The sequence below is a fragment of the Amycolatopsis orientalis genome (assembly GCF_000943515.2).
In the GTDB taxonomy this organism is placed as follows: domain Bacteria; phylum Actinomycetota; class Actinomycetes; order Mycobacteriales; family Pseudonocardiaceae; genus Amycolatopsis; species Amycolatopsis orientalis.
Genome location: NZ_CP016174.1, coordinates 6,830,171 through 6,855,463 on the forward strand (window position 1 = coordinate 6,830,171; position 25,293 = coordinate 6,855,463).

The window sequence follows — 25,293 nt, forward strand, 5'->3', positions numbered from 1 at the left end:
GGTCGTGAGTGGCAAATAGTGTTCTAACCCTCATTGCCACTCACGACCCCGCCCAGGACCACACAGATCGACATCAATCGGACACCGAGTCGCCCAAAACCGTCCCTTATGGACAGTCGCGAGGCGCGCCCCGCATCCTCGGGGAACCCCCTCGCCGGGCACACGGCAGCGGGCCGGCGAGCTGGTCCGTGCCTGGGCCAGGACTTAAAGCCTGAACCCGCCGGGCTCAGCTACCAGACTGAGCCTGCGGGAGGACGGCGAAGGCGACTTCGCCGGTCTCGTCCTGCTGGACGTCGAGCACCTTGTCGTCGAGCAGCGCGGCGGCTTCCGGCTCCAAGAACACCTTGGGGCCGCCGTCCGCGCCGAGCACCCTGTCGCCGCTTTCCGGCTGCGGGGCAACGGAAACCGCGAGCTGCGGACTGTCTCCCTGCTGGGAATGCATCGCGAAGCGCAGCCCGCTGCTGTCCTCGGATCCCTCCTGCGCGGTCAGTGCGGTGATCGCCTCGGCGGCGGCTTCGGTGACTGTCAGCATCTCTGCCCTTCCTTCGTCGCGGTCTTGCACTTGACGGACCACGCTAGGGGGTGGCGGCATGGCCTGCCGTCTGAGTGAAGATCATTTTTCGCCGACGTCCGGCTCCTCCTCCGCCAGCCGCATCGCGTGCGACTCGCCTTCGCGGATCTCCGCGGGCGTCGTCCCGAACCGGTCGGCGCCACTCCAGTGCTCCGGTGGCTCGACGCCTTCCTCAAGCGGGTCGACGCGGAGTTCGTCCTCGTCGAGCGCCTCACTGGGCGGCAACGTTTCCGGCTCGGCCGTCTCTTCGTCGCTCATCAGCCGCTCCCTCCTCGTCGGACGTTGGCCGGGGCGTGCTGTACTCGACCCGGTCCCTGTGGCCTACCCGATGCCGCCGGAGACCAAACGACGGCGCTGTCGCGGGGATCACAGTTCTCAGCAGCTTTATTAGCTTCACAAGTTTGTGAAACGAGGGGTAGCGTCGTCGGTATGACCACCACCAGGTGGGCGCCTGGGCACCGGATCATCCGGCGAGCGCCGGAGCGGCACCACGAACTCGGCAACCACGCCGCCTGGTACGTCGTCGCCGGGGTCGTCGCCACCGGGCTCCAAGCGGTGCTTTTCCTCGTCTTCCAGCCGATCCTGGGCCCGCAGGCCGCCAACCTGGTCGCGCTCGCGGTCACGACCGTCGGGAACACCGAGTTCCACCGACGGGTCACCTTCGCCACCCGGAAGAGTCACGCGGGCAAAAGGCATTTCCAGGACCTGGTGACGTTCGCCTTTTACGCGGCGTATGGCTCGATCGTGCTCGCGTCCCTCGACGCGGTGATCACCGAGCCGACGGCACTGGAACAGACGGGCGCCCTGCTCGCGGCGAGTGTCGTGGGCGGCATCGCGCGCTTCGCGGTCCTTCGCTGGTGGGTCTTCCCGCGTCAGAACGCCTAGTCTTCGACGCGTGGCAGAGATCAACGGACCGCACGACGGCGGTTCGGAACCCGATTACCGATTCACGCTCGCCAACGAACGGACCTTCCTCGCCTGGCTCCGGACGGCGCTGGGCCTGCTCGCCGGCGGTGTCGCCGTGCACCAGCTGGTCCCGAACCCGACGGCGCTGAGCAGCGTCCTCGCCGGACTGTGCGTCGTACTGGCCGCCGTGCTCGCGGCGAGCGCGTACCCGCGCTGGCGGCAGGTGCAGACCGCGATGCGCGCGGGACGGCCACTGCCGAAGAGCGGGATGCTGATCGTGCTGACCGCCGGGATTCTCGTGATCACCCTGACCGCCGCGGCCCTGGTGGTCTTCTCGTGAACCGGACGAGCAAGTGAGCGATCACGGAGCGCAAGCGGAACGGACGGGGCTCGCCTGGCGCCGGACCGCGCTGGCGGCTACTGCCTGCACACTCCTGCTCCTGCATTCGGCCGCACGACGAGGCTGGGGGGCGACGGTCGTCCCGGTCGTGCTCGCCGGCGCCACGGTGGTCACCTTGACCGCCATCGGCGCGGTTCGTGAACGGGCACTGCACAAGGCCGGAATCCCGAAATCTCTTAACCCTGCCTTGGCCGTCACCGCGTCGGCACTCGTCGTAGCGACAGCGGCCGCCTTGATCGCGGTGCGCTAACCACCGCACACATCCAGCGATCCCGGCGTCCCTTTTCGCGACACAGAGTCTCGGTTCTATTAAGCCGACTCCGTCGAATGGGCTATCTCTAGTTGAAATCTTTACTGCCGTCCGATCGACGCCTACGATTACGCTGCGTCGCAACGGTGGCAGGTGAATCTGATCTTACGGAGCATCTGCCGCCCTCAATAGTTACGGAGTGTTGGCCCCTCGACAGCCACGGTCGCAGGGTCGGCCGGGGAGGACGACCATGCAAGCAATCTCCAGCGCGTCCAGAACCGTCACCACCGATGCGGTCCCCGGGTACACGACTCCGGAGCACCTGCCTCGTCCGGGGGGACGGCTGACGAAGGAGGACCTCGACCCCCTCGTCAAGGACGCGGGCGACGGGAATCCCGCCGCCATCCAGTCGCTGCTGCGGATGATCGGGCCCGTCGTGGTCCGGTACTGCCGCGCGCGGATGGGCGGGCGCGACCTGTCCTACCTGTCGGCGGACGACGTCGCGCAGGAAGTGTGCATGGCCGTGCTGAAGGCGCTGCCCGGCTACCAGGATCGCGGCGGTTCGTTCCTCTACCTCGTGCACGCGATCGCCGCCAACAAGGTCGCCGACGCCTACCGCGCGGTCTCCCGTGACCGGTCGGAACCGGTGCCGGAGCTGCCGGAGCGGCCCATCGGCGACAACGGGCCCGAAACGCACGCCCTGCACCTGGACCTCGGCGCCCGGCTCGGCCGCCTGCTCTCCACCCTTCCTCGTGTGCAGCAGGAGATCCTCGCCCTGCGCATCGCCGTCGGCCTCTCCGCCGCCGAAACCGCCGAAGCGCTCGGGATCTCCGCCGGCAACGTGCGCGTGACGCAGCACCGCGCACTGGCCCGCCTGCGGACGATGGTCAACCAGGACGAATTCTGATCCTCTCGTGAGTAGCGGCCGGGCCGTGAAGGACTCCTTGAGGGGGTCGTATTTGTTTACCCGCTGACGTGGAGCTTGTGCGGGTTGGCGGTGTGGTCGGGTGGGGAGGATTCCGGCCGTGGGACGGCCGGAATCTTCCCCGCTCGGTCGCCGGTGCGCAGGTCGTGATCGGTTGATCAAGGTGTGAGACCGGGCGGTTATGCCCGCGCGACCACCACAGCACCACCGATCGCAACGGCCTTCACGTGACTCACGCCAGCCCACCCACGAGGCGGTAGGCCCGCCGCGCCGTGCCCTCGAAGAACTCCAGCCGCTCGGCGTCGCTGAGCGAACTCGTCAGTGAGACCGCCGTGTCCACGACGACCTCGTACGCGGCCGCGAGTTCGCAGACAGGCCAGTCGGAGCCGAACATCAGGCGCGAAGCCCCGAAGGACTCCAGCACGTGCTCGGTCCAGCGCGTCAGATGCCCGACCTTCCATTCCGCCCAGTCCGCCTCGGTGACCAGCCCCGAGAGCTTGCAGTACACGTTCTCCAACGCGCCCAGAGCGGCGACACCATCGGCCCACGGCTGCCATTCCCCCGACGTGATGGGCGGCTTCGCGGCGTGATCGAGCACGAAAACCTGATCTGGCAACGCCTTCGCCGCGGCAAGGGCGGCGTCGAGCTGGGGCGGCTTCACCAGCAGGTCGTACGCCAGTCCCGCCTCGCCGACGGCGGCGAGACCGCGCAGGACCTCGGGCCGCGTCAGCCACGACGGGTCCGGCTCGTCCTGCACCTGATGGCGGATTCCCACCAGTGGCCCGGAAAGGGCGGCGAGGCGGTCGGCGACATCGGGAGCGGTGAGTTCGACCCAGCCGACGACACCGGTGATCAGGGGTTCGGCGGAAGCGGTCGCGAGGAACTCCCGCGTCTCCTCGTCCGACGAAATCGTCTGCACCAGCACGGTCTCCCGCACACCCGCCGCCCCGGTCACCGCGCGAAGATCGTCCACTGTGTACGGACGGCGGATCGGATCGAGGGCGGCGTCCGCCAGCCACGGGTACCGCCGCCGCGAGGGATCCCACAGATGGTGATGCGCGTCGATCACGGTTTTCCTTCCGTTCGCAGCACGATGTCCTTCCGCACCAGTCCCGCACGGATCAGCTCCGTCCACAACCCGCCCGGTACCGGACGCCGGAATCGTTCGGCGTTGAGCCGTACCTGGCCAGGGTCGTGCGCGCCGACGACGACGGACACCACCGCCGGATGCGCGGCGGGCAGGGCCAGCGCGGCCTGCGGGAGTTCGACGCCGTGCCGTTCGCAGACCTCGGCGATCCGCTGGGCCCGGTCGACCAGCTCGGCGGGAGCCTCGGCGTAGTCGTACATCGTGCCCGGCGACGTGGTGGCGAGGATCCCCGCGTTGAACGCTCCCCCGGCCACCACGCTCACCCCGCGTTCGGTGCACAGCGGCAGAAGATCGTCGAGCGCGGGCTGGTCGAGCAACGTGTACCGGCCCGCCAGCAGGATCACGTCGAGATCGAAGCGGCGGACGAATTCCGCGAGCATCGGCGCCTGGTTCATCCCGGCGCCGATGGCGTCGACGACCCCCTGCTCCCGCAATTCGAGCAGCGCGGGGAAAGCGCCGTTGACGGTGTCTTCGAAATGTTCGTCCGGATCGTGCACGTAGACGACGTCCACGCGGTCGAGCCCGAGGCGTTCGAGACTGTCCTCAAGCGACCGGAGGATCCCGTCGCGACTGAAATCCCAGCGGCGCTTGTACGCGGCGGGCACGACGAAACCCTGGTCGTCGGTCCGCGAAGCGCCGCCGGGATCGGGTTCCAGCACGCGGCCGACCTTGGTGGACACCACGTAATCCGCGCGCGGATACGCCGAAAGCGCCGCACCCAGCCGCCTCTCGGACAGGCCGAGGCCGTAGTGCGGGGCGGTGTCGAAATAGCGGATGCCTTCGTCCCACGCCTGCCGGACGGTCGCTTCGGCCGTCTCGTCGGTGATGGCGTGGTACAGATTGCCCAGCTGCGCGCAGCCGAGCCCGAGTGGGGACAGGGAGATCTTCACGGAAGCTCCCAGACCAGGCCAAGACCCGAATCGCCGCCCGAGTAGTCGTCTTCGACGTCGAGCAGTTCCGACATCCGCGCCTGCCAGGGGATATTCGCCGGATGATCACGCAGGATCGCGCGCATCTTCGCGTAGTCATCGACCTCCACCACGTGGAACAGGTCGAGACCGTCCCGCCAGATCCGCCACGACCGCACGCCCGCCGCCCGCAGCGCCGCGTCGAGGTCGGGCGGGATGACGGCGTGGACCGACTCGTATTCGGCCTCCTTGCCCGGCTTCAACCGGGTGTGGAGTGCCACTCTTTGTAGTGCGACACCGTGGGTCACCGCGCCTCCTCAGCTCGAAACATGGCACTCTGTCAACTGACACACAAACATCCGAGGTCTTCGGGGAGGGCGGTGGAACATGCCGGTCACCGATGTCGCGATCGACAAGATCAAGGACATGATCATCTCCGGTGAGCTGGCTCCCGGCGACAGGCTGCCGAAAGAGGCCGAACTGGCCCAGCGGCTCGGCCTGTCCCGCAGCTCACTGCGCGAAGCGGTGAAGGCGCTGTGCCTGATCCGCGTACTCGACGTACGCCAGGGCGACGGCACGTACGTCACCAGCCTCGAACCGAATCTCCTCTTGGACGCGATGACGTTCGTGGTGGACTTCCACCGCGACGACACCGTGCTGGACTTCCTCGCCGTCCGCCGGATCCTCGAACCGGCGGCGACGGCGCTGGCCGCGATGCACATGAGCGACGAGGACATCGCGGAACTAGGCCGCCTGCTCGACGAACTGGCCGACTCGCCCTCGGTGGAGGCGCTGGTCGCGAACGACCTGCAGTTCCACCGCAAGATCGCCGACGGCTCCGGGAACCCGGTGCTGTGCTCGCTGCTGGACAGCCTGTCGGGCCCCACCGCGCGCGCCCGCATCTGGCGCGGGCTCACCCAGGAGGGCGCGGTCGCGAAGACCCGCGAGCAGCACACGGCGATCTACGAGGCCATCGCCGCCCGCGAACCCGAACTGGCGCGTTCGTGGGCCACCGTGCACGTGGCCGGGGTCGAGCAGTGGCTCCGCAACGCGCTCGGCACCGCCGACGACCCGACCGTGGCCGCCGAAGCTTCCTGACACCGCGCTCTCCTCTCTGACGTCCTCGAACCGGCCTCTGGCGCGCCAGGAAAGGTCCTTTCCTGGCGAATTTCGCAAGGAAAGGACCTTTCATGGCGTCGGCGAGGGGCTACGTCTGAGCCTTCCCGCCGGCGTACCGGGAGATGATCAACGCGACCAGGATGATCACGCCGTAGATCGCCTTCAGCCACTCCGGCGGCACCTGTGCCACTTGCAGCAGGTTGGTGACCGTCTGGAGGAGCAGGACCCCGGTGAGCGCCCCCACCAGAGTGCCCTTACCACCGTCCAGAGAGACACCGCCGATCACCGCAGCCGCGAACACCTGCAGGATCAGCCCGTCGCCCTGATCCGCGCCGAGCGCGCCGACGTAGCCCGTGTACGCGAGGCCGCCGAGCGCGGCCAGCACCCCGGCCACCACGAAGACACCCCACGAAATCCGGTCGACGCGGATACCCGCGGCCCGCGCCGCCGCCCGGTTGCCCCCGATGGCGTACAGCGACCGGCCGATCCGGTGATACCGCAGTCCCAGCCCGAAGACGGCGAACAGCGCCGCGGCCAGCCACACCGACATCGGCAGCCCGATGAACGTGGTCGTCGCCATCGCGGTGAACACGTCCAGCTGGTCGAACAGCGTCTTCCCGTGCGTCGACCCGATCTGCGTACCGCGCAGCACCGTCAGCATCGCCAGCGTGACGATGAAGGCGTTCAGCTTCAGTTTGACGATCAGGAACCCGTTCACGAAACCGACGGCGGCCCCGGCCACCAGTACGGCGAGGATGCCCGCGAAACCGGGGAATTCGGTGCCGAAGCCCGAAGACGCCACCGGGATCACCAGCATCGCGCCCAGCGCGGGCGCCATGCCCATGGTGGATTCCAGCGACAGGTCGAACTTCCCGGTGAGCAGGACCAGCGATTCGCCCAGCACCACCATCGACAACGCCGCCGAGGCGGACAGGATGCCGACGATGCTGCCGAAGGTCAGGAAGGTGTCACTGATCAGTCCTCCGATGATCAGCACCACGATGAGCGCCGGCACCAGGGCGAGTTCCCGCAGCCAGCGGAACTTCCGGCGTTTCGGCGGCGCCGTCGTGAGCGACGACGTCTTCGGATCGGTCATCACGTCATGCACCGCGCTCGACTCCTTCGATGTCGGCCACCAGGTCGCCGTCGGACCAGCCCGCCCGGTGTTCGGCGACCACGGCACCGGCGCGCAGCACCAGCACCCGGTCGCTCAGGCGCAGATCGTCCAGCTCGTCGCTGACGATCAGTACCGCCTTCCCCTCGGCCCGCACCCGGTCGACGACCGCGAGCAGGGCCTCCTTCGATTTCACGTCCACGCCCGCGGTCGGGTTGATCAGCACGACCAGGCGGGGATCCCCGGCGAGCGCGCGGGCCAGGACGACCTTCTGCTGGTTGCCGCCGGAAAGGTCGGACACCGGCTGGTCGGCGCCCGCCGCGACGATGCCGTAGTCCTTCAGCGCCTTCGACGCCCGCCCGTACCGGGCCGCCGGTGACGCGAGGCCACCCCTGCCCATGCGGTCCAAAATGGACAGTGTGGTGTTGTCCATGATCGAGTGGTCGAGGACCAGTCCTTCGTGGTGGCGGTCGCGCGGCACACAGCCGATCCCGGCGCGGATCGCGGCCGGGATGTCTCCCGGCTTCAGGGGTTTGCCCTCGACCTTGAGCACGCCAGAGGACGCCGAACGCAGGCCGTAGACGGTTTCGGCGAACTGGTGCTTGCCGCTGGCGTTGCTGCCCGCGAGCCCGATCACCTCACCGCGATGGATCCGGAGCGTCACGTCGGCGAAGCCGTCACCGGAGAGCCCGTCGACGGTCAGCACCTCGTCCGCGTCCGGGGCCAGCGCCTCACGGGTGGAGGCGTCACGGACGGAAAGGCCGCCCTGTTCCCCGGTCATCGCGTCGATCAGCTCGGCCCGGCCGACCTCCGAGACCGGCGCGGTGAGGATGTGCCTGGCGTCGCGCAGCACGGTGACCGCCTGGCAGACCTCGTACACCTCGTGGAGATGGTGCGAGATGAACAGGAACGTCACCCCGTTGGCCTGCATCTGGCGCATCCGCTCGAAGAGCCGCTCGATCGCCTGGCTGTCCAGCTGCGCTGTCGGTTCGTCGAGCACGATGAACCGGGCACCGTAGGAAAGCGCCCTCGCGATCTCGACGAACTGCCGGTCCTCGACCGAAAGCTCACCGGCCGGGGTGTCGACGTCGACGTGGACGTCCCAGGAGTCGAGCAGCTCCCTCGCCTGGCGGCGCAGGCGCTGCCAGCCGATCGCGAAACCCTTCCCGGACTGGCGGTTCAGGAAGAGGTTCTCCGCGACGGTGAGCTGCGGGACGACCATCGCGTGCTGGTACACACAGGCGACCGCGCGTTTCCAGTCGTCCTGTTTGGACAGTGCAGGGGCGGGAACGCCACCGAACTCGACTCGCCCGGTGTCCGTTTTGGACAGTCCGGTGAGGATGGAGACCAGCGTCGACTTCCCCGCGCCGTTGCGGCCGACGAGTGCGTGCGACTCGCCGGGGTTCACGGTGATGCTGACGTCGGAAAGCGCCACGGTCGGTCCGTAGCGTTTCCCGACGCCCAGTGCGCTGACCACCGGTACGGCGGCGGAGCCGGCGGGCAGCGCGCTCACAGGTTGTTCCCCCAGAGGGCCTTGTCGTCCACGTTGTCCTTGGTGACCACGGGTGCGGGCAGCTGGTCCTCCAGGATCCCCCGCCGGACCTCGACGACGGTGCTGCCGTGGTCGGTCGGCCCGGCCTTGAAGGTCTCCCCCGCCATCGCCTTCCTGATCCAGTACATGCCGTACTTGGCGTAGTCGTCGGCGGGCTGGGAGACGGTCGCGTCGAGTTCGCCCGCGCGGATCGCGGCCAGTTCCTGCGGGATCCCGTCATTGCTGACCAGCACGACGTGCTTCGGGTCCCCGACCGGGAAGTACAGGTTCTTGCGCTTGAGCGCCTGCTGCGTCGGCGCCAGGTAGACGCCGCCCGCCTGCATGTACACGGCCTTGATGTCCGGGTTGGCGGTCAGCAGGCTGTCCAGACCGGACGAGGCCTTGTCCGCCTTCCACTCGGCGGAGATCTCCAGCACCTGGACGCCGGGGAACTTCGCCTTCATGCACTCCCGGAACGCCTCGGAACGGTCGCGGCCGTTGACCGAGGCGAGGTCGCCCATGACCTGAACGACCTTGCCCGAACTGACCTTCGCGCCGATGGCCTCGCAGGCCTTGGTGCCATACGCCTTGTTGTCGGCGCGCACCACCATCGCCACCTTGCCGCCCTCCGGCGCGACGTCGACGGCCACCACCGGGACGCCCTTGTTCTCCGCGGCCTTCAGCCCGGCGACGACGGCGGCGGAGTCGAGCGGCGTCACGACGAGACCCTTGATGCCCTGGTTGAGCAGGGTGTTGATGTCGGTGATCTGTTTAGCCGGATCGCTGTCCGCGTTGACCGTCGGCAGCGCGTCGACGCCCTGCTCTTTGGCCTTCTGCGGCACGTAGTTGTTGTAGGCCTGCCAAAACGGCGAGGTCAGCAACGGGATCGTCGCACCGACCTTGCCACCCTGCGCCCCGCCCGCTCCCGGCGCGGCCGTGTTGTCCTTGGTGGACCCACAGGCCGACAGCGCCAGCCCGAGCGCGGTGGCCGCGGCGGCCACCTTGATCACCCTCGTACGCACCGCATCCTCCTTGATGACAGCGGAAACCAAGTATGGAGCTATTGCCGGACCGGGCCGCGCGGACGCAGCCCGTACATCCCACCGTCGACGGCGAGCGCCGTGCCGGTGGTCGAGGCCGAAAGCGGACTGGCCAGGTACACGATCGCGTTCGCGACCTCGTCCGCGGTCACCAGCCTGCCCATCGGCTGGCGGGCGGCCAGCGCGGCCCGTTCGGCCTCCGGGTCGGCCGCGGAGTCGAGCAGCCTGCCGACCCACGGGGTGTCCGCGGTGCCGGGACAGACGCAGTTGACCCGGATCCCGTCGGCCAGGTGATCGGTCGCCATCGCCAGGGTCAGCGAGAGCACCGCGCCCTTGCTGGCCGAGTACAGCGCGCGGTTGGGCAGGCCGGCCCACGCGGCGATCGAGCAGGTGTTGACGATCGCGGCCGACGGGGAGTTCTTCAGATGTGGCAACGCCGCCCGCGCCAGCCGCACCATGCCGACGACGTTGATGTCGAGCACCCGGTGCCATTCGTCGTCGTCGTTGGCGGTGACGTCGCCCTGTGCGCCGATCCCGGCGTTGTTGACCAGGACGTCGAGCCGCCCGAACCGGTCCGCGACCGCGTCGATCGCCGACCGGACCTCCTCGCCGGAGCCGACGTCACAGCGGAATCCGGTGAGTCCCCCGGGAAGGTCGCCGGGATTCAGGTCGAGCACCGCGACCGTCGCGCCACGGGAGGCGAGCAGATCGGCGGTGGCCCGGCCGATCCCGGACGCCCCACCGGTGACGGCGGCGACGAGGCCTTCGAACTCACTCACTGGCAGTCTCCGTCCATTCTGGACCGTCGGGGAAGGTGAACCGGCGCAGCGTCGCGTCGTGCATCCGCGCGGAGAACCCCGGCGCGGACGGGGCGAGATATCGCCCGTCGGCCACGACGGCCGGATCGGTGAAATGCTCGTGGAGGTGGTCGACCCATTCGATCGACCGGTCGGTGTCGGAGCCGGACACCGCCACGAAGTCGAACATCGACAGGTGCCGCACGAGTTCGCACAGCCCGACCCCGCCGGCGTGCGGGCAGACCGGGATGCCGAACTTGGCCGCCAGCAACAGGATCGCCAGGTTCTCGTTGAACCCGCCGACCCTGGCGGCGTCCAGCTGCAGTACCGAGATCGCTTCGGCCTGCAGGAGTTGCTTGAACACCACGCGGTTCTGGACGTGCTCGCCGGTGGCCACCCGGATCGGGGCGAGTGCCTTGGCGATCGCCGCGTGCCCGAGCACGTCGTCCGGCGAGGTCGGCTCCTCGATCCAGTACGGGTCGTAGGGCGCCAGCGCGGTCATCCAGGTGATCGCGGTCGAAACGTCCCAGCGCTGGTTCGCATCGACGGCGACGCGGATTTCGGCGCCGACCGTCTCGCGGGCGAGCTTCATCCGGCGGACGTCGTCTTCGAGGTTGCCGCCGACCTTCAGCTTGATCATCTCGAAACCGTCCGCGACCGCCTGTTCGGCGAGGCGGACGAGTTTCGCGTCCGAGTAGCCGAGCCAGCCGGGAGACGTGCTGTACGCGCGGTAGCCGTCGCGCTCGATCCGGGCGATCCGCTCGGCGCGGCCGGGTTCGGCGGCGCGGAGGATGTCCAGCGCCTCCTGTTCGGTCAGCGCGTCGGACAGGTAGCGGAAGTCGACGAGCGAGACCAGGTCCTCGGGCGACATCCCGGCGGCGAACCGCCAGACCGGGAGCCCGGCGATCCGCGCGGCGAGGTCCCAGGCGGCGTTGACCACCGCGCCGATCGCCATATGCGCGACGCCCTTTTCCGGGCCGAGCCACCGCAGTTGCGAATCGCCGACCAGGGCACGCGACAGGTCACCGAGCGCGGCGGCGTCGGTCGGCACGGCGCGGCCGACGACGTGGTGTTCCAGCGCGCGGATCGCCGCGGCCTGGACGTCGTTGCCGCGGCCGATGGTGAAGGCGAGCCCGTATCCGTCGGGACCGCCATCGGTGTGCAGCACGACGTACGCGGCCGAGTAGTCCGGGTCCGGGTTCATCGCGTCCGAGCCGTCCAGTTCCCGCGAGGTGGGGAACCGGACGTCGAGCACCTCCATGCCCACGATCTTCGCCATCACGCCTGCCTCACGGTCTGGCGCTGGCGGCCTAGGCCGTCGATCTCCAGCTCGATGACGTCGCCTTCGCGCAGGTACGGCTTGGGGTCCGGCTGACCGAGCGCGACCCCCTGCGGAGTGCCGGTGTTGATGAGGTCGCCAGGGCGCAGCACCATGAACCGGCTCAGGTAATGCACGATCTCGGCGACCGTGAAGATCATGTCCTTGGTGGACGAGTCCTGTTTCTTCTCGCCGTTGACCCACAGCCGCAGGCCGAGTGCCTGCGGGTCGGGCACCTCGTCGGCGGTGACCAGCCACGGACCGAGCGGGTTGAAGTTCTCGCACGACTTGCCCTTGTCCCAGGTGCCGCCGCGTTCGAGCTGGAACTCACGCTCGGACACGTCGTTCGAGACGGTGTACCCGGCGACGTGATCGAGGGCTTCTTCGACGCTGTCGAGGTAGCGCGCGGTCTTGCCGATGACGACGCCCAGCTCGACCTCCCAGTCGGTCTTGGTCGAGCCGCGCGGTACGAGTACGTCGTCGTCCGGGCCGACGACGACGTCGGACGCCTTCATGAAGACGACCGGCTCGTCCGGGACGGCGGCGCCGGACTCCTCGGCGTGCTGCCGGTAGTTGAGCCCGACACAGATGACCTTGCCGGGGCGGGCGATCGGCGTGGCGACCCTGGCCCGCGCGGCTTCGGCGCCGGCTTCGGGCAGCTCACCGGCGGCCAGCGCGGCCGCGACCCTGGCGACTCCGTCGCTCGCGAAGAAGCTGCCATCGATGTCGGTGGTCAGACCCGTGAGGTCGCGCAGAGTGCCGTCCCCGGCACGTACGAACGGACGCTCACTTCCCGGCTCCCCGAGACGCAACAGCTGCACGGATTTTCCCTTCCGGCCGAACCGTCAACAATCAACGGCTCCAACAGCAACGAACAGACATCCGATGTATACCCGACGACCTCCGAGGAGATCTAGAGGTCGTTCGGATTTGTTCGAAAATTGATCCGATCAGTCATCCGTCACCCCAGTGCCGTGAGTCACACGTGGAATAGTTACCTACTCTAAGCAAGTTGTTCCTCGCGGAACGAAGACTGGGGAAAGGAAGAGCATGACCATCGCGCCCGAGCGAGTGGCGGAACCCCTCGCGCGACCGACGACCGGACGCGCCCGGTTCGTCCTGATCCTCGGCGGCCTGTCCGCCTTCGGGCCCCTGTCGATCGACATGTACCTGCCCGCCTTGCCGCAGATGGCGGGCGAACTGCGCGCGGCGGACGCGACCGTTCAGCTCACGCTGAGCGCGTTCATCATCGGCCTCGCCCTCGGCCAGCTGATCCTCGGACCGCTGTCCGACGCGATCGGACGCCGCAAGCCGCTCGTGGCGGGCCTCGCGCTCTACATCGTCGGATCGGTGCTGTGCGCCTTCGCACCGAGCGCCGACCTGCTCATCGCGGCCCGCGCCGTCCAGGCCTTCGGCGCCGCGGCCGGCATCGTCATCGCCAGGGCGACCGTGCGCGACCTATACTCCGGCACCGCGATGACGAAGTTCTTCTCGCTGCTCATGCTGGTCAACGGGCTCGCCCCGATCCTGGCGCCGATCATCGGCGGCCAGATCCTGACCTGGACCTCGTGGCGCGGGGTGTTCGTCTGCCTGAGCGCGTTCGGCGCGATCCTGCTCGCCGTCGTCTTCTTCCTCCTGCCGGAACCCCTCCCCGAGGAACGGCGGACGCCCGCGCGGTTCGGCTCGGTGATGCGGAAGTACGCGAGCCTCCTCGGCGACCGGGGCTTCCTCGGTTACGCGCTGGCCTCCGGGCTGATGTTCGGCAGCCTGTTCGCCTACATCTCCGGCTCGTCCTTCGCGCTGCAGGGCGTCTACGGCCTGAGCCCGCAGGCATACAGCCTGGTGTTCGGGCTCAACGGCATCGGCATCGTGCTCGTCGGTCAGCTGAACGGCCGCATCGTCGGGCGCTTCCCGGAACGGACGCTGCTGACCGTCGGCCTCGTCGTCGCGGCACTGGCCGGTTTCGGCGTGCTGATCGCGGTGGTGCTGGACCTGAGCCTGATCGGGCTGCTGATCCCGCTGTTCATCCTGGTGTCGAGCATCGGCATGGTGGCGCCGAACGCGAGTTCGCTGGCGCTGGCCGAGCAAGCGCGGTCCGCCGGTTCGGCGTCGGCGCTGCTGGGGGTGCTGCAGTTCGTCGTCGGTGGCCTGGCGACGCCGCTGGTCGGGCTCGGCGGGCCGGGCACCGCGGTCCCGATGGGGATCGCGATGGCGGGGTTCGGCGTGCTCGCGCTGCTGGCCTTCGGGACCATGACCCGGTCTCCGCGGGTCTTGGTCGCTCAAGAGGTTTAACGGACCGAATTCGCGCTCCGCGCGTGTTATGAACGGGACTTTCATTACAAATTTTGTGATGAAAGTCCCGTTCATAACACGCCGGATCACGCCAAGGTCTTGAGATCGGCCGCCTTCAGCTCCGCCGCCGTCACCGACGCGCGCCCCTCGACGAGCGCCTTCAGCGCGTCCCCGTCGTCCCACTGATTGACGTTCATCGCGGCGGCCACCCGGCCGTCGCGTAGCCAGAACGCCGTGAAGTCCCGCGCCGCGAGGTCGCCCCGCACCACGAGTTCGTCGGTTTCGGGATCGGCGAGGCCACGGTATTCGCAGCCCAGGTCGTACTGATCCGAGAAGAAGTACGGGCTCTTCAGATACGGCTCGTTCTCCCCGAGCAGGTTCCCGGCGACGTGCTCGCCCTGCCACTTCGCGTTCGACCAATGCTCGACGCGGACGCGTTTCCCGTAGCGGGGATGGAAATGCGCGGCGATGTCGCCGATCGCGTAGACGTCCGGGGCGGCGGTCCGCAGGCCCGCGTCGGCGCAGACACCGCCGTCGTCGGACAGTTCCAGCCCGGCGGCGTGCGCGAGGTCGACCCGCGGCGCGGCGCCGACGGCCACCAGGACGACGTCCGCGGGCAGCTCCTCGCCGCTCTTCAGCCGGACACCGGTCGCCCCGTCCGGACCGCCGGCGAACCCGGCGATGCCCTCACCCAGCCGCCAGTTCACGCCGTGTTCGGTATGCAGATCCTTGAAGACCGCGGACACCTGCTCGCCCAGCACCGCGAGCAGCGGCGAACCGACCTGGTCGACCACCGTCACCTCGGCACCGTGTTCCCGGGCGGCGGCCGCGGCCTCGGTCCCGATCCATCCGGCGCCGACGATCACGACCCGCCGGGCGTCCTTGAACGCCGAACGCAAGGCCAGGGCGTCGTCGAGCGTGCGCAAAGTCAGCAGTCCGGGCAGATCGCCGCCGGGGACCGGCAACGTCCGGGGGCGGGATCCGGTCGCCAGCACGAGCCTGTCGAACCGGTGCTCGCCGCCGGCGTCGTCGAGCACCATCCGCGCGCCGAGTTCGATCCTGGTCGCGGTCACCCCGCTCCTGCGCGTGATGTCCTTCTCTTCGTAGAAGCCCTCGCCGTGCACCCAATCGGGTTCCTCGGTGGTGCCCAGCAGAAGTCCTTTGGACAACGGCGGAAGTTCGTACGGGCGATGCGTATCCGTGCCCAGCAGCAGGATCTCGCCCGCGTAGCCACGTTCTCGCAGGGTCCCGGCGGCCGTCGCTCCCGCGAGGCCGGCACCGACGATGACGATCTTCCTGGGTTCGGACATCAAGACCTCCCGAGCAGGCTCCCTCGCGGACGCTACTCCCGATCGGGTCCCCCCGCCCAGACACCGCTGCCCGTCCGGCCTAGTGATCCGGGGAAATGATCACGAACCGCGTGGGCGGTTAACCCATCAGTAGGAACGTCGGGTAATCCGCGTCACGGCCTTCGGATCGCCTCGTCCCAGCCTCGGACGAGAAAGGGAGATCATGGGAAACGGGAGGATGAGGACCTTGGCACCCCGCGACGAATGGTCGGTCGGCTGCCGGGATCTGGCAGGCAGGCGCAGGGACGTGACGGTGTTCGTGAGCGCCGACAAGATCGTGCTCGTGGCACCGCCGGGAGAGGCCGCCGTACTCGGGCCGCTGGACGTGGGGCGCCTGCGCGCCGCGCTCCGCGACGCCGTGGTCGCGGTGGCGGAACATCCGGACCACCACGAATGACAACTACCGTTCCTACTTCTGAGTAGGTAGAGTCGGCTCCGTTCGGAAGGAGCAGGCCATGACCACCTACTTCGTGACGGGCGCGACGGGTTTCCTGGGCAAACGCCTGGTCGCGCACCTACTGCGGCGTCCTGGGACCGCAGCCGTCCACGTTCTCGTGAGGGAGACCTCACGCGGGAAGCTCCCGAGCCACGAGAAGCTCGTTCCCGTCACCGGCGATCTGACCGAACCCCTGCTGGGCGTCGATCCGGCGAAAACGGGGCCCTTCGACCACGTCGTGCATCTCGGCGCGATCTACGACCTCACCGCCGACGAAGCGGCCAACCGCGCGGCCAACGTCGAGGGCACCCGCAACGTCCTGGAGTTCGCCGCCGCCGCGAACGCCGGGCTCTTCCACCACGTCTCCTCGATCGCGGTCGCGGGACAGTACGCCGGACGCTTCACCGAAACCGACTTCGACCTCGGCCAGAGCTTCGCGTCGCCGTATCATGCGACGAAGTTCGAGGCCGAGAAACTCGTGCGGCGGCACGGGAAGACGCCGTTCCGCGTGTACCGGCCGTCCGCCGTGGCCGGCGATTCGCGCACCGGCGAGATGGACAAGATCGACGGCCCGTACTACTTCCTCCCGGCGATCTCGCGCCTCGCCGCGCTGCCCCGCCGTCTTCCTTTGGCCGCCCCGGATCTCGGCGCCACGAACATCGTGCCGGTCGACTACGTCGTCGAAGCGATCGAGCACCTCATGCACATCGACGCGCCCAGTGGCAGCACGTATCACCTCGCGTCGCCGCGGCCCCAGCCGCTGCACGAGGTCTACAACGCCTTCGCGCGGGCCGCGGGCGCGCCGAAGATCTCCGCCGTCCTCCCGTCACGCCCTTCCGGAGCGTTGAAGCGCGCCGGGACCCGCTTGGCGAAGTCCGCGGCGGCCGGGTTCGACCGCGTTCCGGGCGGACGTTCGGCGCGCGCGGCGGTGCTGAAGGAACTGGGCATCCCGCTCGAAGTCCTGCCCCATCTGAGCATGGAAGTCGACTTCGACACGAGCGCGACCACCGCCGCCCTCGAAGGCAGCGGGATCACCTTGCCACCGTTGGAGGAGTACGCCGGTCCGCTCTACCGGTACTGGCTGGCGCATCTGGACCCCGACCGCGGCCGCCGCCGTCCGGGACCGGAACCGCTCGCCGGCCGCAAGGTGCTGATCACCGGTGCTTCGTCGGGCATCGGGCGCGCGTCCGCGCTGGCCGTGGCCGCGAAGGGCGGCGAGGTGATCCTCGTGGCCAGGCGGGCCGACGAACTCGAAGAGGTCCGCGAACAGATCGTCGCGGCGGGCGGGAAGGCCTCCGCGTACCCGTGCGACCTCACCGACGGCGACGCGGTCGACGCTCTCGTCAAGGACGTACTCGCCGCGCACGGCGCCGTCGACATGCTGGTCAACAACGCGGGCCGCTCGATCCGGCGTTCGCTTTCGCTGTCCACGGAACGGTTCCACGACTTCGAGCGCACGATGGCGATCAACTACTTCGGCCCCGTGCGGCTGACCCTCGGCCTGCTGCCGTCGATGACCGCACGCGGGTTCGGGCACGTCGTCAATGTGACCACCCAAGGACTGCAGACCGACACACCGCGGTTTTCCGCTTACCTGGCTTCGAAGGCCGCACTGGAGGAGTTCGGGCTGACCGCCGGCCGGGAAACGCTTTCCGACGGCGTCACCTTCACCTCGGTCCGGATGCCGCTGGTGCGCACCGACATGATCGCGCCGACCGGGTCCTATCGCGGGATGCCGTCGAGTTCTCCCGAACGCGCGGCCGCCCTCGTGGTGAAGGCGCTCGAGAAACGACCGGAAATCCTGAACCTGCCCGAAGGCACGGCCGCCGAATTGGTGACACTGGTCGCACCCAGGACGGCGCGGTTCGTCGCCCACCTCGTCTACCGCGCGATGCCCGAGTCGGCTCCGGAAACCCGTGGCCTGCCCAGGAAGGCCCCGCTGGCCTCCGTGGCGGGCGCGGTCACGAGGCTGGTCTGGCGCCGCCGCCCCTGACGTCCGCGCGCCGGGCTCGATCGGGGGACGCCCCGGGCCGCTACCATCGGTTTCCGATACGCCGGGGTCGGCGGGCACGAGCCGAGGCAGGGACGACCGGGAAGGGGCAGTGTGGACGTCGCCAGTCCCCCGCTGTCGACCGGACCGGACGCGACAGGGACGTCAGCGGTACGTCCGTCCAGGACAGTGCTGCGGCTTTCCCTGCACGCGGCCTGGATCCTCGCGCTCGCGATCCTCACCGAACTCCGGGTGGGACGCTTCGGTTTCCATCCGTCGGACCAGGGTTTCATCCTGGCCCAGGCGTGGCGGGTGCTGCACGGCGAGGTCCCGCACTCCGACATCATCTCCGCCCGCCCGCTCGGTTCGGCGTACCTGCACATCGTCGACTTCGTCCTGCCGGGTCCGCTGTTCTTCGTCTCCAGCGTGCTCAGCATGCTGGAGATCATCCTGGCGACCATCGCGTTCACCGTGCTCGTCACCCGTCGCCGGGTCCGGGACTGGGGCCCGGGCCTCACCGGGCTGACGGCGGCCGCGTCGCTGCTGAACCTCAACGCGTTCCCGCTGATGGCCTGGCACACGATCGACGGGATCTTCCTGACCGCCTGCGGTGCCTGGGCACTCGACCGCGGGCTGCGGGAGGGCAAGGCGTGGCCGCGACGGCTCGGCCTGGTGCTGCTGGGCACCGCGGTCTTCGTCAAGCAGAGTTTCGCGCCGGTGCCGCTGATCGCGCTGTTCTGGTTGCTGCTGCACCCTTCGACGCGGGACGGCGCGTTCCGCACCGGCCGCTGGTGGGCACGCCTGGCCTGGGATCTGCTGGCGCTCGGCGCCTTTCTGATCCTCTACCTCGGAATCGTCCTGGTCGACGGCGGCCTCGGCGCGATGGCCGAGCAGCTCACCGGTGGCGTCCCCGCGTACGGCGAACGACTTCTCGGGCTGTGGCTGGAAAATCCCGAGACCCTGACGCGGCCACCGGTGCGGGGATTGCCCCTCTTCGCGATCGCGGGGGTGCTTCTGGCGCTGCTCGGGATCTTCCGTGACCGCGCCGGAACGGCCGGAGCGATCGCCGCGCGGCTGCTCCTCCTGGCCGGGGTCGCGGTGGTGGTCGGCACCGTCGTGGATGGACACTTCACCGGCGCGTCGCGCTGGGCCGACGTCCTCTGGTGGATCCTCGGGGTCGCGCTGCTGGTGAACTGGGCGGCGACGCGGCGGTTCCCGCGCATGGGCGCGCTGGTCTTCGCGACCGGCTTCATGACCAGCCTGTCCTGGGGGAACGACACCCCGACGTTGTTCACCGGAACGCTGGCGCTGACGGCGATCCTGCTGCTGGCGGACGCGCTGCCGCCGTTGCCCGCGCCGTCTCGCCGGATCGGCCTGGCCGGGGCGACGGCGATGGGCCTGGTCGCCGTGCTGGCGTCGGGCTGGGCGGTGGTCGCGCATCACGACGAAGCCGCGTATCTCGACATGGCGCACGAGAAGCTGACCGAGGACCTGGGCACGGTGACGCCGTCGATGCGCGGGATCCGGACGAACCCGGGCACCTTCGCCTACATAGCCCAGATCCAGGACTGCGTCACCCGGTTCCCCGCCGCGCGCACGGCGGTCCTGCCCGACAACCCGTTCGCCTACCCCGCCTTCGGCCTGCGCAACCCGTTCCCGCTGGAATGGCCGCTGCCGCTGGAGATCGTCGCCGACGCTCCACAACGGATGCTCGCGACCGCCGACGAGCTCAACCGCGACGGCGACTACCTGGTGCTGTTCCAGACCGTGAGCATGCCGACCCTGACCAAGGGCGGCCCGGTGCCCGCCGAGGTCGCGGGTGACGCGCCGATCTTCGACTACCTCGGGATGGAGAACGCGCTGCGGACGCGGCTCACCGGGCAGACCGTCACCTGCGGCAGCTTCATCGGCAAGTGGGTCCCCCGCCCCTGACGCTGAAGGTGTCCTGAGTCGGGCGCGCGTGTCAGTCGACGCCGGCGTCCTCGGGGCGTCCGGCGGCGAGTCCGGCGAGGACGTCCAGTGCCGCCGCCAGGGTGTCGAGAGGCGGCGACGACACCGCGAGCCGCACCGCGTTCGGCGCGTGGCCAGGGACGACCGCGAACGCGGCCGCCGGGGTGACCGCGATGCCGCGCCGCGCGGCCGCGGCGACGAAGGTCTCGGCACGCCAGTGCTCGGGAAGTTCCCACCAGCAGTGATAAGCGCGCGGATCAGCGCGCAGCGTGAACCCGGCCAGCCGGGTCGCCGTCAGCCGCTGACGTTCGGCGGCGTCGAGCCGTTTGGCCCGTTCGACGGTTTCCAGGGTGCCGCCGGTGATCCACCGCGTGGCCGCTTCGAGCGCGAACCGCGGCGCGACCCAGCCGCCCGAGCGCACCGCCGCGGCCAGCCGCTCCGTCCATTCCGCCGGGACGGCGAGGAAACCGGTGGTCAGCCCGGGGGCGAGCCGTTTGGACATACTGTCGGTGAACACCGTGCGTTCCGGCGCGTACGTCGCGAACGGGGCGACCTCGGGCCGGAGGAAGGTGTAGATGCCGTCCTCGATCACCGGGATGTCCATCCGGCGCACGGTTTCCGCCAGCGCGACCCGCCGCCCTTCGTCCATTGTGGACCCGAGCGGATTGTGCAACGTCGGCTGGACGTAGAGCGCGCGGACGGGTGCGGCGGCGTGCGCGGCTTCCAGCGCCTCGGGGACCAGGCCCCCGTCGTCGGTCTCGATGGGCACCAACTGGACGCCGAGCCGTCCGGCGAGCGCTTTGACCACGGGATAGGTGATGGCCTCGACGGCGAGCCGTTCCCCCATCGGCACGAAGGCGGCGATGGCGGCCGCGATGGCCTCGCGGCCGCTTCCGGCGAAGAGGATCTCGGGCCGCCAGCCGTCCTTCGCGAACAATCCGGCGACGGCGTCACGGGCCTGCTTCGAGCCGGTGACGCTTCCTGGCCGCAGCGCCGCTGTCAGGACGTCGTCACGCAGGAGCGGCTCCAGTGCCTTCCCGACCAGCGCGGATTGCTCCGGGAGGACGGCGAAGTTGAGTTCGAGGTCGATCGTCGCGCCGCCCGGTTCGGCGAGCGCGGTCTCCAGCGGTGGCTTCGCCGCGCGGACGAACGTGCCGCGGCCGACCTCGCCGACCACGACACCCCTCCGCACGAGTTCGCCGTACACCCGGGCGGCGGTCGAGTTGGCGATTCCACGTTCGCGGGCGAACCTGCGCTGCGGGGGCAGGCGGTCGCCCGGACGAAGCCTGCCGGCCTCGACGTCGGCGGAGATCTCGTCCGCGACTATCCGGTAGTCCTCCACGCCTCATGATGTCATCGGAGGCTGATGTGAGCCGACTGCGACCTACGGAACACCACAAAGGCGGACGCCTAGGTTAGCCTAACCTGCGTGGAGACCGTGGATACCCTCACCGAGCAGAGCACGACGTCCCGCCTGCACGCGGACGCACTGACGCTCGCCTACGACGGCAGGACCGTGGCCGAAGACCTCGGGGTGGTCATCCCCGACCGGTCGTTCACCGTCATCGTCGGCCCGAACGCCTGCGGGAAGACGACGCTGCTGCGCGCGCTCGCGCGGATGCTCAAACCCCGCCGGGGTTCGGTGTTCCTCGACGGCCAGGTGATCAGCTCCTTCCCCGCCAAAGAGGTCGCGCGGCGGCTCGGCCTGCTGCCGCAGAGTTCGGTCGCGCCCGACGGCATCACCGTCGCCGACCTCGTCGCGCGCGGCCGGTACCCGCATCAGCGCCTGCTGCGCCAGTGGTCCCGTGAGGACGCCACCGTGGTCACGGAGTCCATGCGTGCCACCGGTGTCGACGATCTCGCCGAGCGGCTGGTCGACGAGCTGTCGGGCGGTCAGCGGCAGCGCGTGTGGATGGCGATGGCGCTCGCGCAAGAGACCGACCTGCTGCTGCTCGACGAGCCGACGACCTATCTGGACATCGCACATCAGATGGACATCCTCGACCTGTGCGCGCAGCTGCATCAGGAGCAGGGCCGCACCCTGGTCGCGGTGCTGCACGACCTCAACCACGCGGCCCGCTACGCCACGCACATGATCGCGATGCGCGACGGTGAGGTCCTGGCGACAGGCGCCCCCGAAGAGGTCGTGACCGCCGATAACGTCGAGAAGATCTTCGAGCTGCCCTGCCGGGTCATGCCGTGCCCGGAAACCGGGACCCCACTGGTGATCCCGAAGGCCGGGCGCCGCGCCGCCTGAGCGTTCGGGAGTAGGTTGGCGACGGAGGTGCCATGTCACAGCAACTGTGGTCCGAAGTGGACGAATACCTGTCCGGAGTGCTCGTCCCGTCCGACCCCGCCCTCGAAGCCGCGCTACGGGCCTCGGACGAGGCCGGGCTGCCCTCGATCGCCGTCGCACCGAACCAGGGGAAGCTGCTCAACCTGCTGGCCAGGATGATCGGCGCGCACTCGATCCTGGAGATCGGCACGCTCGGCGGCTACAGCACGATCTGGCTCGCGCGCGCCCTGCCGCCGCAAGGCAGGCTCGTCACCCTCGAGTTCGATCCGAAGCACGCCGCCGTCGCCCGCGCCAACATCGACGCGGCCGGGCTCGGCGGGCTGGTCGACGTCCGGGTCGGCAAGGCGCTGGACCTGCTGCCGTCGGTCGACGGCCCGGTCGATCTGGCGTTCATCGACGCCGACAAGGTCAACAACCCGGCCTACTTCGAAGCGTCGCTGAAACTCGTCAGGCCCGGTGGCGTGATCGTGGTCGACAACGTCGTCCGCGGCGGCGCGGTGGCCAACGCCGCCAGCGACGACCCGAACGTCCAGGGGATCCGGCGGCTGCACGAGCTGATCTCCGCCGAACCGCGGGTCGACGCGACGGCGTTCCAGACCGTCGGCACGAAGGGCTACGACGGGCTGACCATCGCGCTCGTGAAGTCCTGACGAGGCACTCTGCCAGGTCGGCTCGTGAGTGGCTGGCGACAGGCAAGGGCTTCCCCAGGAGGCTGGGCGCATCCCGTGACTGTCCATAAGGGACAGTCTTCAGTGAATCGATGTCCGATTGATGCCTATATGTACGGTCTCGAAGGGGGTCGTGAGTGGCAATGAGGGTTAGAACGCTATTTGCCACTCACGACCACCTCGCGAGACCGCGCAAACCGCTCAAGTCAGACATCATGACTGGAACAATGTCCTTTGTGGACATCCCTGGTCATGCCCCTGCTTCCGTCGGCCAGTCCGGGCCTGTCCTGAGACACGACATGTTTGCCTTACCACTCAATAACCGTCATCACCACTCACGAGCCATCCGGTCACCGGGTCGGCAGTCCTTGGTGGAAGTCGCCCATGAAGCGCCGCCACATCTCGGCCGGGATCGTCTTGCCGGTCAGCTTCTCCCCGGCGGCGTCGCGCATCCGGCGCGGCTCGTCGGAACCGACCCAGACCGCCGTCGAAAGCCGCGGCGTGTAGCCGACCGCCCAGCCGCCGGCGTTGTCCCCGGTTTCGTTGAACTCGAAGTCACCGGTCTTCAGCGCCGCCGGACGGTCCTTGAGCCCGGTGGTCAGCACGCGGCTGATCGTGCCCGCGATCCGGCGGCTCAGCTCTTCGTCGTCGTCGAACGCGGGCGCCTGGTCCGAAGGCCGCTCCCACACGATTTCGCCGTGCTCGTCCCGGATCTTCGAAACCAGATGCGGGGTGGCGCGGACGCCCTCCGCGGCGAACGTCGCGTAGGCACCGGCCATGTCGCTGGGCCGTAAGGGATACCGGCCGACCGCGATCCCCGGGCCGATCAGGAACCCGTCCTTCTCGCGCAAGGTCACCCCGCCGTCGACGGTCTCGGGGATGCCCGCCGCCCGGGCGCCGTTCCGGACCGCTTCCGCGCCGAGCCGCTTCGCCAGGTCGACGAACGGCCCTTGCGCGTCCCGTCCGAGAGCTTCGCGCAGCGTGCACTTCCCGGCTTCCCCGCACTGGTCCTGGAACTTGAAGGTCTCGCCGAGGAAGTCGACCTCGGACGGCGGTTTCAGCGGTTCGTCCACGTTGACGCCCTGCTTGAGCCCGGCGGCGAGGGTGAAGGGATGGAACGCCGAGCCGGTGCCGTACGGGGTGCCGGCGTAGTCGTGCACGCTCCAGCCGCCGCCGTTGTAGGCGCGGATGGCGCCGGTCCCCGGCTCGACGGCGACCAGCGAGGCCCGGAAATGCTCCGGCTGCCCCTGCAACCGCTCTTTGACCACCTTCTCGGCCGCGGCCTGGGCACGCGGATCGATGGTCGTCTCGACCTTCATCGCGCCGCCGCGGAGCCGGTCCAGCGGGAAGCCCACCTGCTCCAGTTCGGCGAGGACCTGCTGCTTGATGTGGTACTTCTCGTAGCTGACGCGGCCGGCGCGGGTTTCCGACGGCGCCTGGATCGCGTCCTCCGGATAGGTCATCGTGACCGCTTCGGCCTGACTGAGATAGTCCCGCGCGACCAGCTTGTTCATCACGTAGGACCAGCGCTTCATCGCGTGCTCGTGGGTCGAGGCGTACGGATCGTGCACCGAAGGCGACTGGATCATCCCGGCGAGGAAGGCGGCCTCGCTCCACGTCATCGAGTTGTCGAGCTTGCGGCCGAAGTAGGCGTTCATCGCCGATGCCGGGCCGTAGGTGCCGCGGCCGAACGAGATGATGTTGATGTAGCTCTCGAAGATCTCCTTCTTGGTCTGCTGCTGGGTGATCTTCGTGGCCAGCACCAGTTCGGAGAATTTGCGGGTGAGGGTGGCGTCCTCGTTGCCGGTGGACTTCTTGATGTACTGCTGGGTGATCCCCGAACCGCCGCCGACGCCGGTCACCAGCGCCCGGCCGAGACCGGTGAGGTCAAAGCCCTCGTTGTCCCAGAAGGTCGGGTCCTCGGTCGCGACGATCGCGTCGCGCAGTTTCGGCGGGATCGCGTCGTAGGGCACGAACAGCCGGTCGCCGCCCGGCGGGACGACCTTGAGCAGTTCGGAACCGTCCGCGTTCTGCAGGACGACGGTCTTGTCGAGGCCGGCGAGTACCTCCTGCGGGCTTCGGACGTCGAGCAGGACGTACGCGATCCCGAACGCGACCACCGGGATGCCGATCAGGAGGCCGAACGTCCAGGCGGCGATCCGGCGCCACCTGCGCTTCTTCCCCTCCGGCGGCGGGGTGGCCGTGGTTTCCGACTCGGGTGCGGTTTCGTCATCCGGGTTTTCCACGTCGGCTAAGACGGCCGAATGAGGGAAAAGGTTGTGGGAA

The 25,293-nt window shown here is 69.1% G+C and carries 25 protein-coding genes; 11 read left to right on the forward strand and 14 right to left on the reverse strand.

All coding sequences use genetic code 11. The features are described from left to right. Positions 1-226: 226 nt before the first annotated feature. Both SD37_RS29550 and SD37_RS29555 read right to left on the reverse strand, forming a co-directional pair. A complete protein-coding gene (locus tag SD37_RS29550) occupies positions 227-532 on the reverse strand; it encodes a hypothetical protein (protein ID WP_044855407.1) in 306 nt (101 codons plus the stop codon). Positions 533-613: 81 nt separating this feature from the next. Then, a complete protein-coding gene (locus SD37_RS29555; RefSeq protein ID WP_037303632.1) occupies positions 614-829 on the reverse strand; it encodes a hypothetical protein in 216 nt (71 codons plus the stop codon). 171 nt (positions 830-1,000) lie between these two features. Between SD37_RS29555 and SD37_RS29560 the strand changes: the two genes are divergently transcribed. The 4 genes from SD37_RS29560 (at position 1,001) to shbA (ending at position 3,034) form a co-directional block, all read left to right on the forward strand. Further along, positions 1,001-1,456 carry a GtrA family protein gene (locus SD37_RS29560; RefSeq protein ID WP_044855408.1) on the forward strand — a complete coding sequence of 152 codons (456 nt, stop codon included), beginning with the start codon at positions 1,001-1,003 and terminating at the stop codon, positions 1,454-1,456. Positions 1,457-1,466: 10 nt separating this feature from the next. Next, complete coding sequence (locus SD37_RS29565) at positions 1,467-1,817, forward strand: YidH family protein (RefSeq protein WP_044855409.1); 351 nt, start codon at positions 1,467-1,469, stop codon at positions 1,815-1,817. A gap of 13 nt (positions 1,818-1,830) precedes the next feature. Continuing rightward, positions 1,831-2,127 (forward strand): DUF202 domain-containing protein, encoded by a 297-nt coding sequence (locus tag SD37_RS29570; RefSeq protein WP_044855410.1) that lies wholly within the window; start codon positions 1,831-1,833, stop codon positions 2,125-2,127. Between the two features lie 250 nt (positions 2,128-2,377). Further along, positions 2,378-3,034, forward strand: coding sequence for an RNA polymerase sigma factor ShbA (gene shbA / locus SD37_RS29575; RefSeq protein WP_044855411.1), 657 nt, complete (start codon positions 2,378-2,380; stop codon positions 3,032-3,034). 250 nt (positions 3,035-3,284) lie between these two features. Here shbA and SD37_RS29580 read toward each other — a convergent pair whose 3' ends face one another. Genes SD37_RS29580 through SD37_RS29590 form a run of 3 tightly spaced genes read right to left on the reverse strand, consistent with a single transcriptional unit; the run spans position 3,285 to position 5,388 of the window. Continuing rightward, positions 3,285-4,121 (reverse strand): amidohydrolase family protein, encoded by an 837-nt coding sequence (locus SD37_RS29580; RefSeq protein WP_044855412.1) that lies wholly within the window; start codon positions 4,119-4,121, stop codon positions 3,285-3,287. Further along, positions 4,118-5,089, reverse strand: a complete 972-nt coding sequence (locus SD37_RS29585; RefSeq protein WP_044855413.1) for an aldo/keto reductase — start codon at positions 5,087-5,089, stop codon at positions 4,118-4,120. The genes SD37_RS29580 and SD37_RS29585 overlap by 4 nt, the downstream gene beginning before the upstream one ends. Then, positions 5,086-5,388 carry an L-rhamnose mutarotase gene (locus SD37_RS29590; RefSeq protein ID WP_044855414.1) on the reverse strand — a complete coding sequence of 101 codons (303 nt, stop codon included), beginning with the start codon at positions 5,386-5,388 and terminating at the stop codon, positions 5,086-5,088. The genes SD37_RS29585 and SD37_RS29590 overlap by 4 nt, the downstream gene beginning before the upstream one ends. Positions 5,389-5,494: 106 nt before the next feature. Between SD37_RS29590 and SD37_RS29595 the strand changes: the two genes are divergently transcribed. After that, the gene (locus tag SD37_RS29595) at positions 5,495-6,205 is read left to right on the forward strand and encodes a FadR/GntR family transcriptional regulator (protein WP_044855415.1); all 711 of its coding nucleotides are present in this window, start codon (positions 5,495-5,497) and stop codon (positions 6,203-6,205) included. 109 nt (positions 6,206-6,314) lie between these two features. Here the strand turns inward: SD37_RS29595 and SD37_RS29600 are convergent, their stop codons facing one another. The 6 genes from SD37_RS29600 to SD37_RS29625 are packed head-to-tail and all read right to left on the reverse strand — an operon-like array spanning position 6,315 to position 12,847. Beyond that, on the reverse strand, positions 6,315-7,334 hold the full coding sequence (locus SD37_RS29600; protein ID WP_044855416.1) for an ABC transporter permease: 1,020 nt from the start codon (positions 7,332-7,334) through the stop codon (positions 6,315-6,317). Then, entirely contained in the window at positions 7,327-8,853 is a 1,527-nt protein-coding gene (locus tag SD37_RS29605) for a sugar ABC transporter ATP-binding protein (RefSeq protein WP_044855417.1), read from the reverse strand. Before SD37_RS29605 ends, SD37_RS29600 begins: the two co-directional genes overlap by 8 nt. Beyond that, entirely contained in the window at positions 8,850-9,881 is a 1,032-nt protein-coding gene (locus SD37_RS29610) for a sugar ABC transporter substrate-binding protein (protein WP_145926984.1), read from the reverse strand. Before SD37_RS29610 ends, SD37_RS29605 begins: the two co-directional genes overlap by 4 nt. A 50-nt stretch (positions 9,882-9,931) precedes the next feature. Beyond that, positions 9,932-10,690: an SDR family NAD(P)-dependent oxidoreductase gene (locus tag SD37_RS29615; protein WP_044855419.1), complete on the reverse strand. Its 759-nt coding sequence runs from the start codon at positions 10,688-10,690 to the stop codon at positions 9,932-9,934. After that, positions 10,683-11,987: an enolase C-terminal domain-like protein gene (locus SD37_RS29620; RefSeq protein ID WP_044855420.1), complete on the reverse strand. Its 1,305-nt coding sequence runs from the start codon at positions 11,985-11,987 to the stop codon at positions 10,683-10,685. The genes SD37_RS29615 and SD37_RS29620 overlap by 8 nt, the downstream gene beginning before the upstream one ends. Continuing rightward, a complete protein-coding gene (locus SD37_RS29625; protein WP_044855421.1) occupies positions 11,987-12,847 on the reverse strand; it encodes a fumarylacetoacetate hydrolase family protein in 861 nt (286 codons plus the stop codon). Before SD37_RS29625 ends, SD37_RS29620 begins: the two co-directional genes overlap by 1 nt. A gap of 229 nt (positions 12,848-13,076) precedes the next feature. On the opposite strand from SD37_RS29625, the gene SD37_RS29630 reads away from it, so the two are divergent. Next, positions 13,077-14,318: a Bcr/CflA family multidrug efflux MFS transporter gene (locus SD37_RS29630; protein WP_044855422.1), complete on the forward strand. Its 1,242-nt coding sequence runs from the start codon at positions 13,077-13,079 to the stop codon at positions 14,316-14,318. 86 nt (positions 14,319-14,404) lie between these two features. Here SD37_RS29630 and SD37_RS29635 read toward each other — a convergent pair whose 3' ends face one another. Beyond that, positions 14,405-15,628, reverse strand: a complete 1,224-nt coding sequence (locus SD37_RS29635; RefSeq protein WP_044855423.1) for an NAD(P)/FAD-dependent oxidoreductase — start codon at positions 15,626-15,628, stop codon at positions 14,405-14,407. Between the two features lie 217 nt (positions 15,629-15,845). Here SD37_RS29635 and SD37_RS29640 point away from each other — a divergent pair, with 217 nt between their 5' ends. The 3 genes from SD37_RS29640 (at position 15,846) to SD37_RS29650 (ending at position 20,025) form a co-directional block, all read left to right on the forward strand. Beyond that, complete coding sequence (locus tag SD37_RS29640; protein ID WP_037303652.1) at positions 15,846-16,064, forward strand: hypothetical protein; 219 nt, start codon at positions 15,846-15,848, stop codon at positions 16,062-16,064. 58 nt (positions 16,065-16,122) lie between these two features. Beyond that, entirely contained in the window at positions 16,123-18,096 is a 1,974-nt protein-coding gene (locus SD37_RS29645) for an SDR family oxidoreductase (protein ID WP_044855425.1), read from the forward strand. Between the two features lie 111 nt (positions 18,097-18,207). Next, positions 18,208-20,025: a hypothetical protein gene (locus tag SD37_RS29650; RefSeq protein ID WP_044855426.1), complete on the forward strand. Its 1,818-nt coding sequence runs from the start codon at positions 18,208-18,210 to the stop codon at positions 20,023-20,025. 31 nt (positions 20,026-20,056) lie between these two features. On the opposite strand, the gene SD37_RS29655 is transcribed toward SD37_RS29650, so the two are convergent. Further along, on the reverse strand, positions 20,057-21,385 hold the full coding sequence (locus SD37_RS29655) for an aminotransferase-like domain-containing protein (protein ID WP_044855427.1): 1,329 nt from the start codon (positions 21,383-21,385) through the stop codon (positions 20,057-20,059). Between the two features lie 87 nt (positions 21,386-21,472). Here SD37_RS29655 and SD37_RS29660 point away from each other — a divergent pair, with 87 nt between their 5' ends. Beyond that, positions 21,473-22,300 carry an ABC transporter ATP-binding protein gene (locus SD37_RS29660; protein WP_037303657.1) on the forward strand — a complete coding sequence of 276 codons (828 nt, stop codon included), beginning with the start codon at positions 21,473-21,475 and terminating at the stop codon, positions 22,298-22,300. 32 nt (positions 22,301-22,332) lie between these two features. Continuing rightward, positions 22,333-22,989, forward strand: coding sequence for an O-methyltransferase (locus SD37_RS29665; RefSeq protein WP_044855428.1), 657 nt, complete (start codon positions 22,333-22,335; stop codon positions 22,987-22,989). A gap of 368 nt (positions 22,990-23,357) precedes the next feature. Here the strand turns inward: SD37_RS29665 and SD37_RS29670 are convergent, their stop codons facing one another. Next, on the reverse strand, positions 23,358-25,253 hold the full coding sequence (locus tag SD37_RS29670; protein WP_044855429.1) for a transglycosylase domain-containing protein: 1,896 nt from the start codon (positions 25,251-25,253) through the stop codon (positions 23,358-23,360). Positions 25,254-25,293: the final 40 nt, after the last annotated feature.

Excerpts from the sequence above, each read along its gene's own strand:
- SD37_RS29550 (WP_044855407.1), bottom strand. The coding sequence starts at position 532 with ATGCTGACAGTCACCGAAGCCGCCGCCGAGGCGATCACCGCACTGACC.
- SD37_RS29555 (WP_037303632.1), bottom strand. The coding sequence starts at position 829 with ATGAGCGACGAAGAGACGGCCGAGCCGGAAACGTTGCCGCCCAGTGAG.
- SD37_RS29560 (WP_044855408.1), top strand. The coding sequence starts at position 1,001 with ATGACCACCACCAGGTGGGCGCCTGGGCACCGGATCATCCGGCGAGCG.
- shbA (WP_044855411.1), top strand. The coding sequence starts at position 2,378 with ATGCAAGCAATCTCCAGCGCGTCCAGAACCGTCACCACCGATGCGGTC.
- SD37_RS29595 (WP_044855415.1), top strand. The coding sequence starts at position 5,495 with ATGCCGGTCACCGATGTCGCGATCGACAAGATCAAGGACATGATCATC.
- SD37_RS29620 (WP_044855420.1), bottom strand. The coding sequence starts at position 11,987 with ATGGCGAAGATCGTGGGCATGGAGGTGCTCGACGTCCGGTTCCCCACC.
- SD37_RS29630 (WP_044855422.1), top strand. The coding sequence starts at position 13,077 with ATGACCATCGCGCCCGAGCGAGTGGCGGAACCCCTCGCGCGACCGACG.
- SD37_RS29635 (WP_044855423.1), bottom strand. The coding sequence starts at position 15,628 with ATGTCCGAACCCAGGAAGATCGTCATCGTCGGTGCCGGCCTCGCGGGA.
- SD37_RS29640 (WP_037303652.1), top strand. The coding sequence starts at position 15,846 with ATGAGGACCTTGGCACCCCGCGACGAATGGTCGGTCGGCTGCCGGGAT.
- SD37_RS29645 (WP_044855425.1), top strand. The coding sequence starts at position 16,123 with ATGACCACCTACTTCGTGACGGGCGCGACGGGTTTCCTGGGCAAACGC.
- SD37_RS29665 (WP_044855428.1), top strand. The coding sequence starts at position 22,333 with ATGTCACAGCAACTGTGGTCCGAAGTGGACGAATACCTGTCCGGAGTG.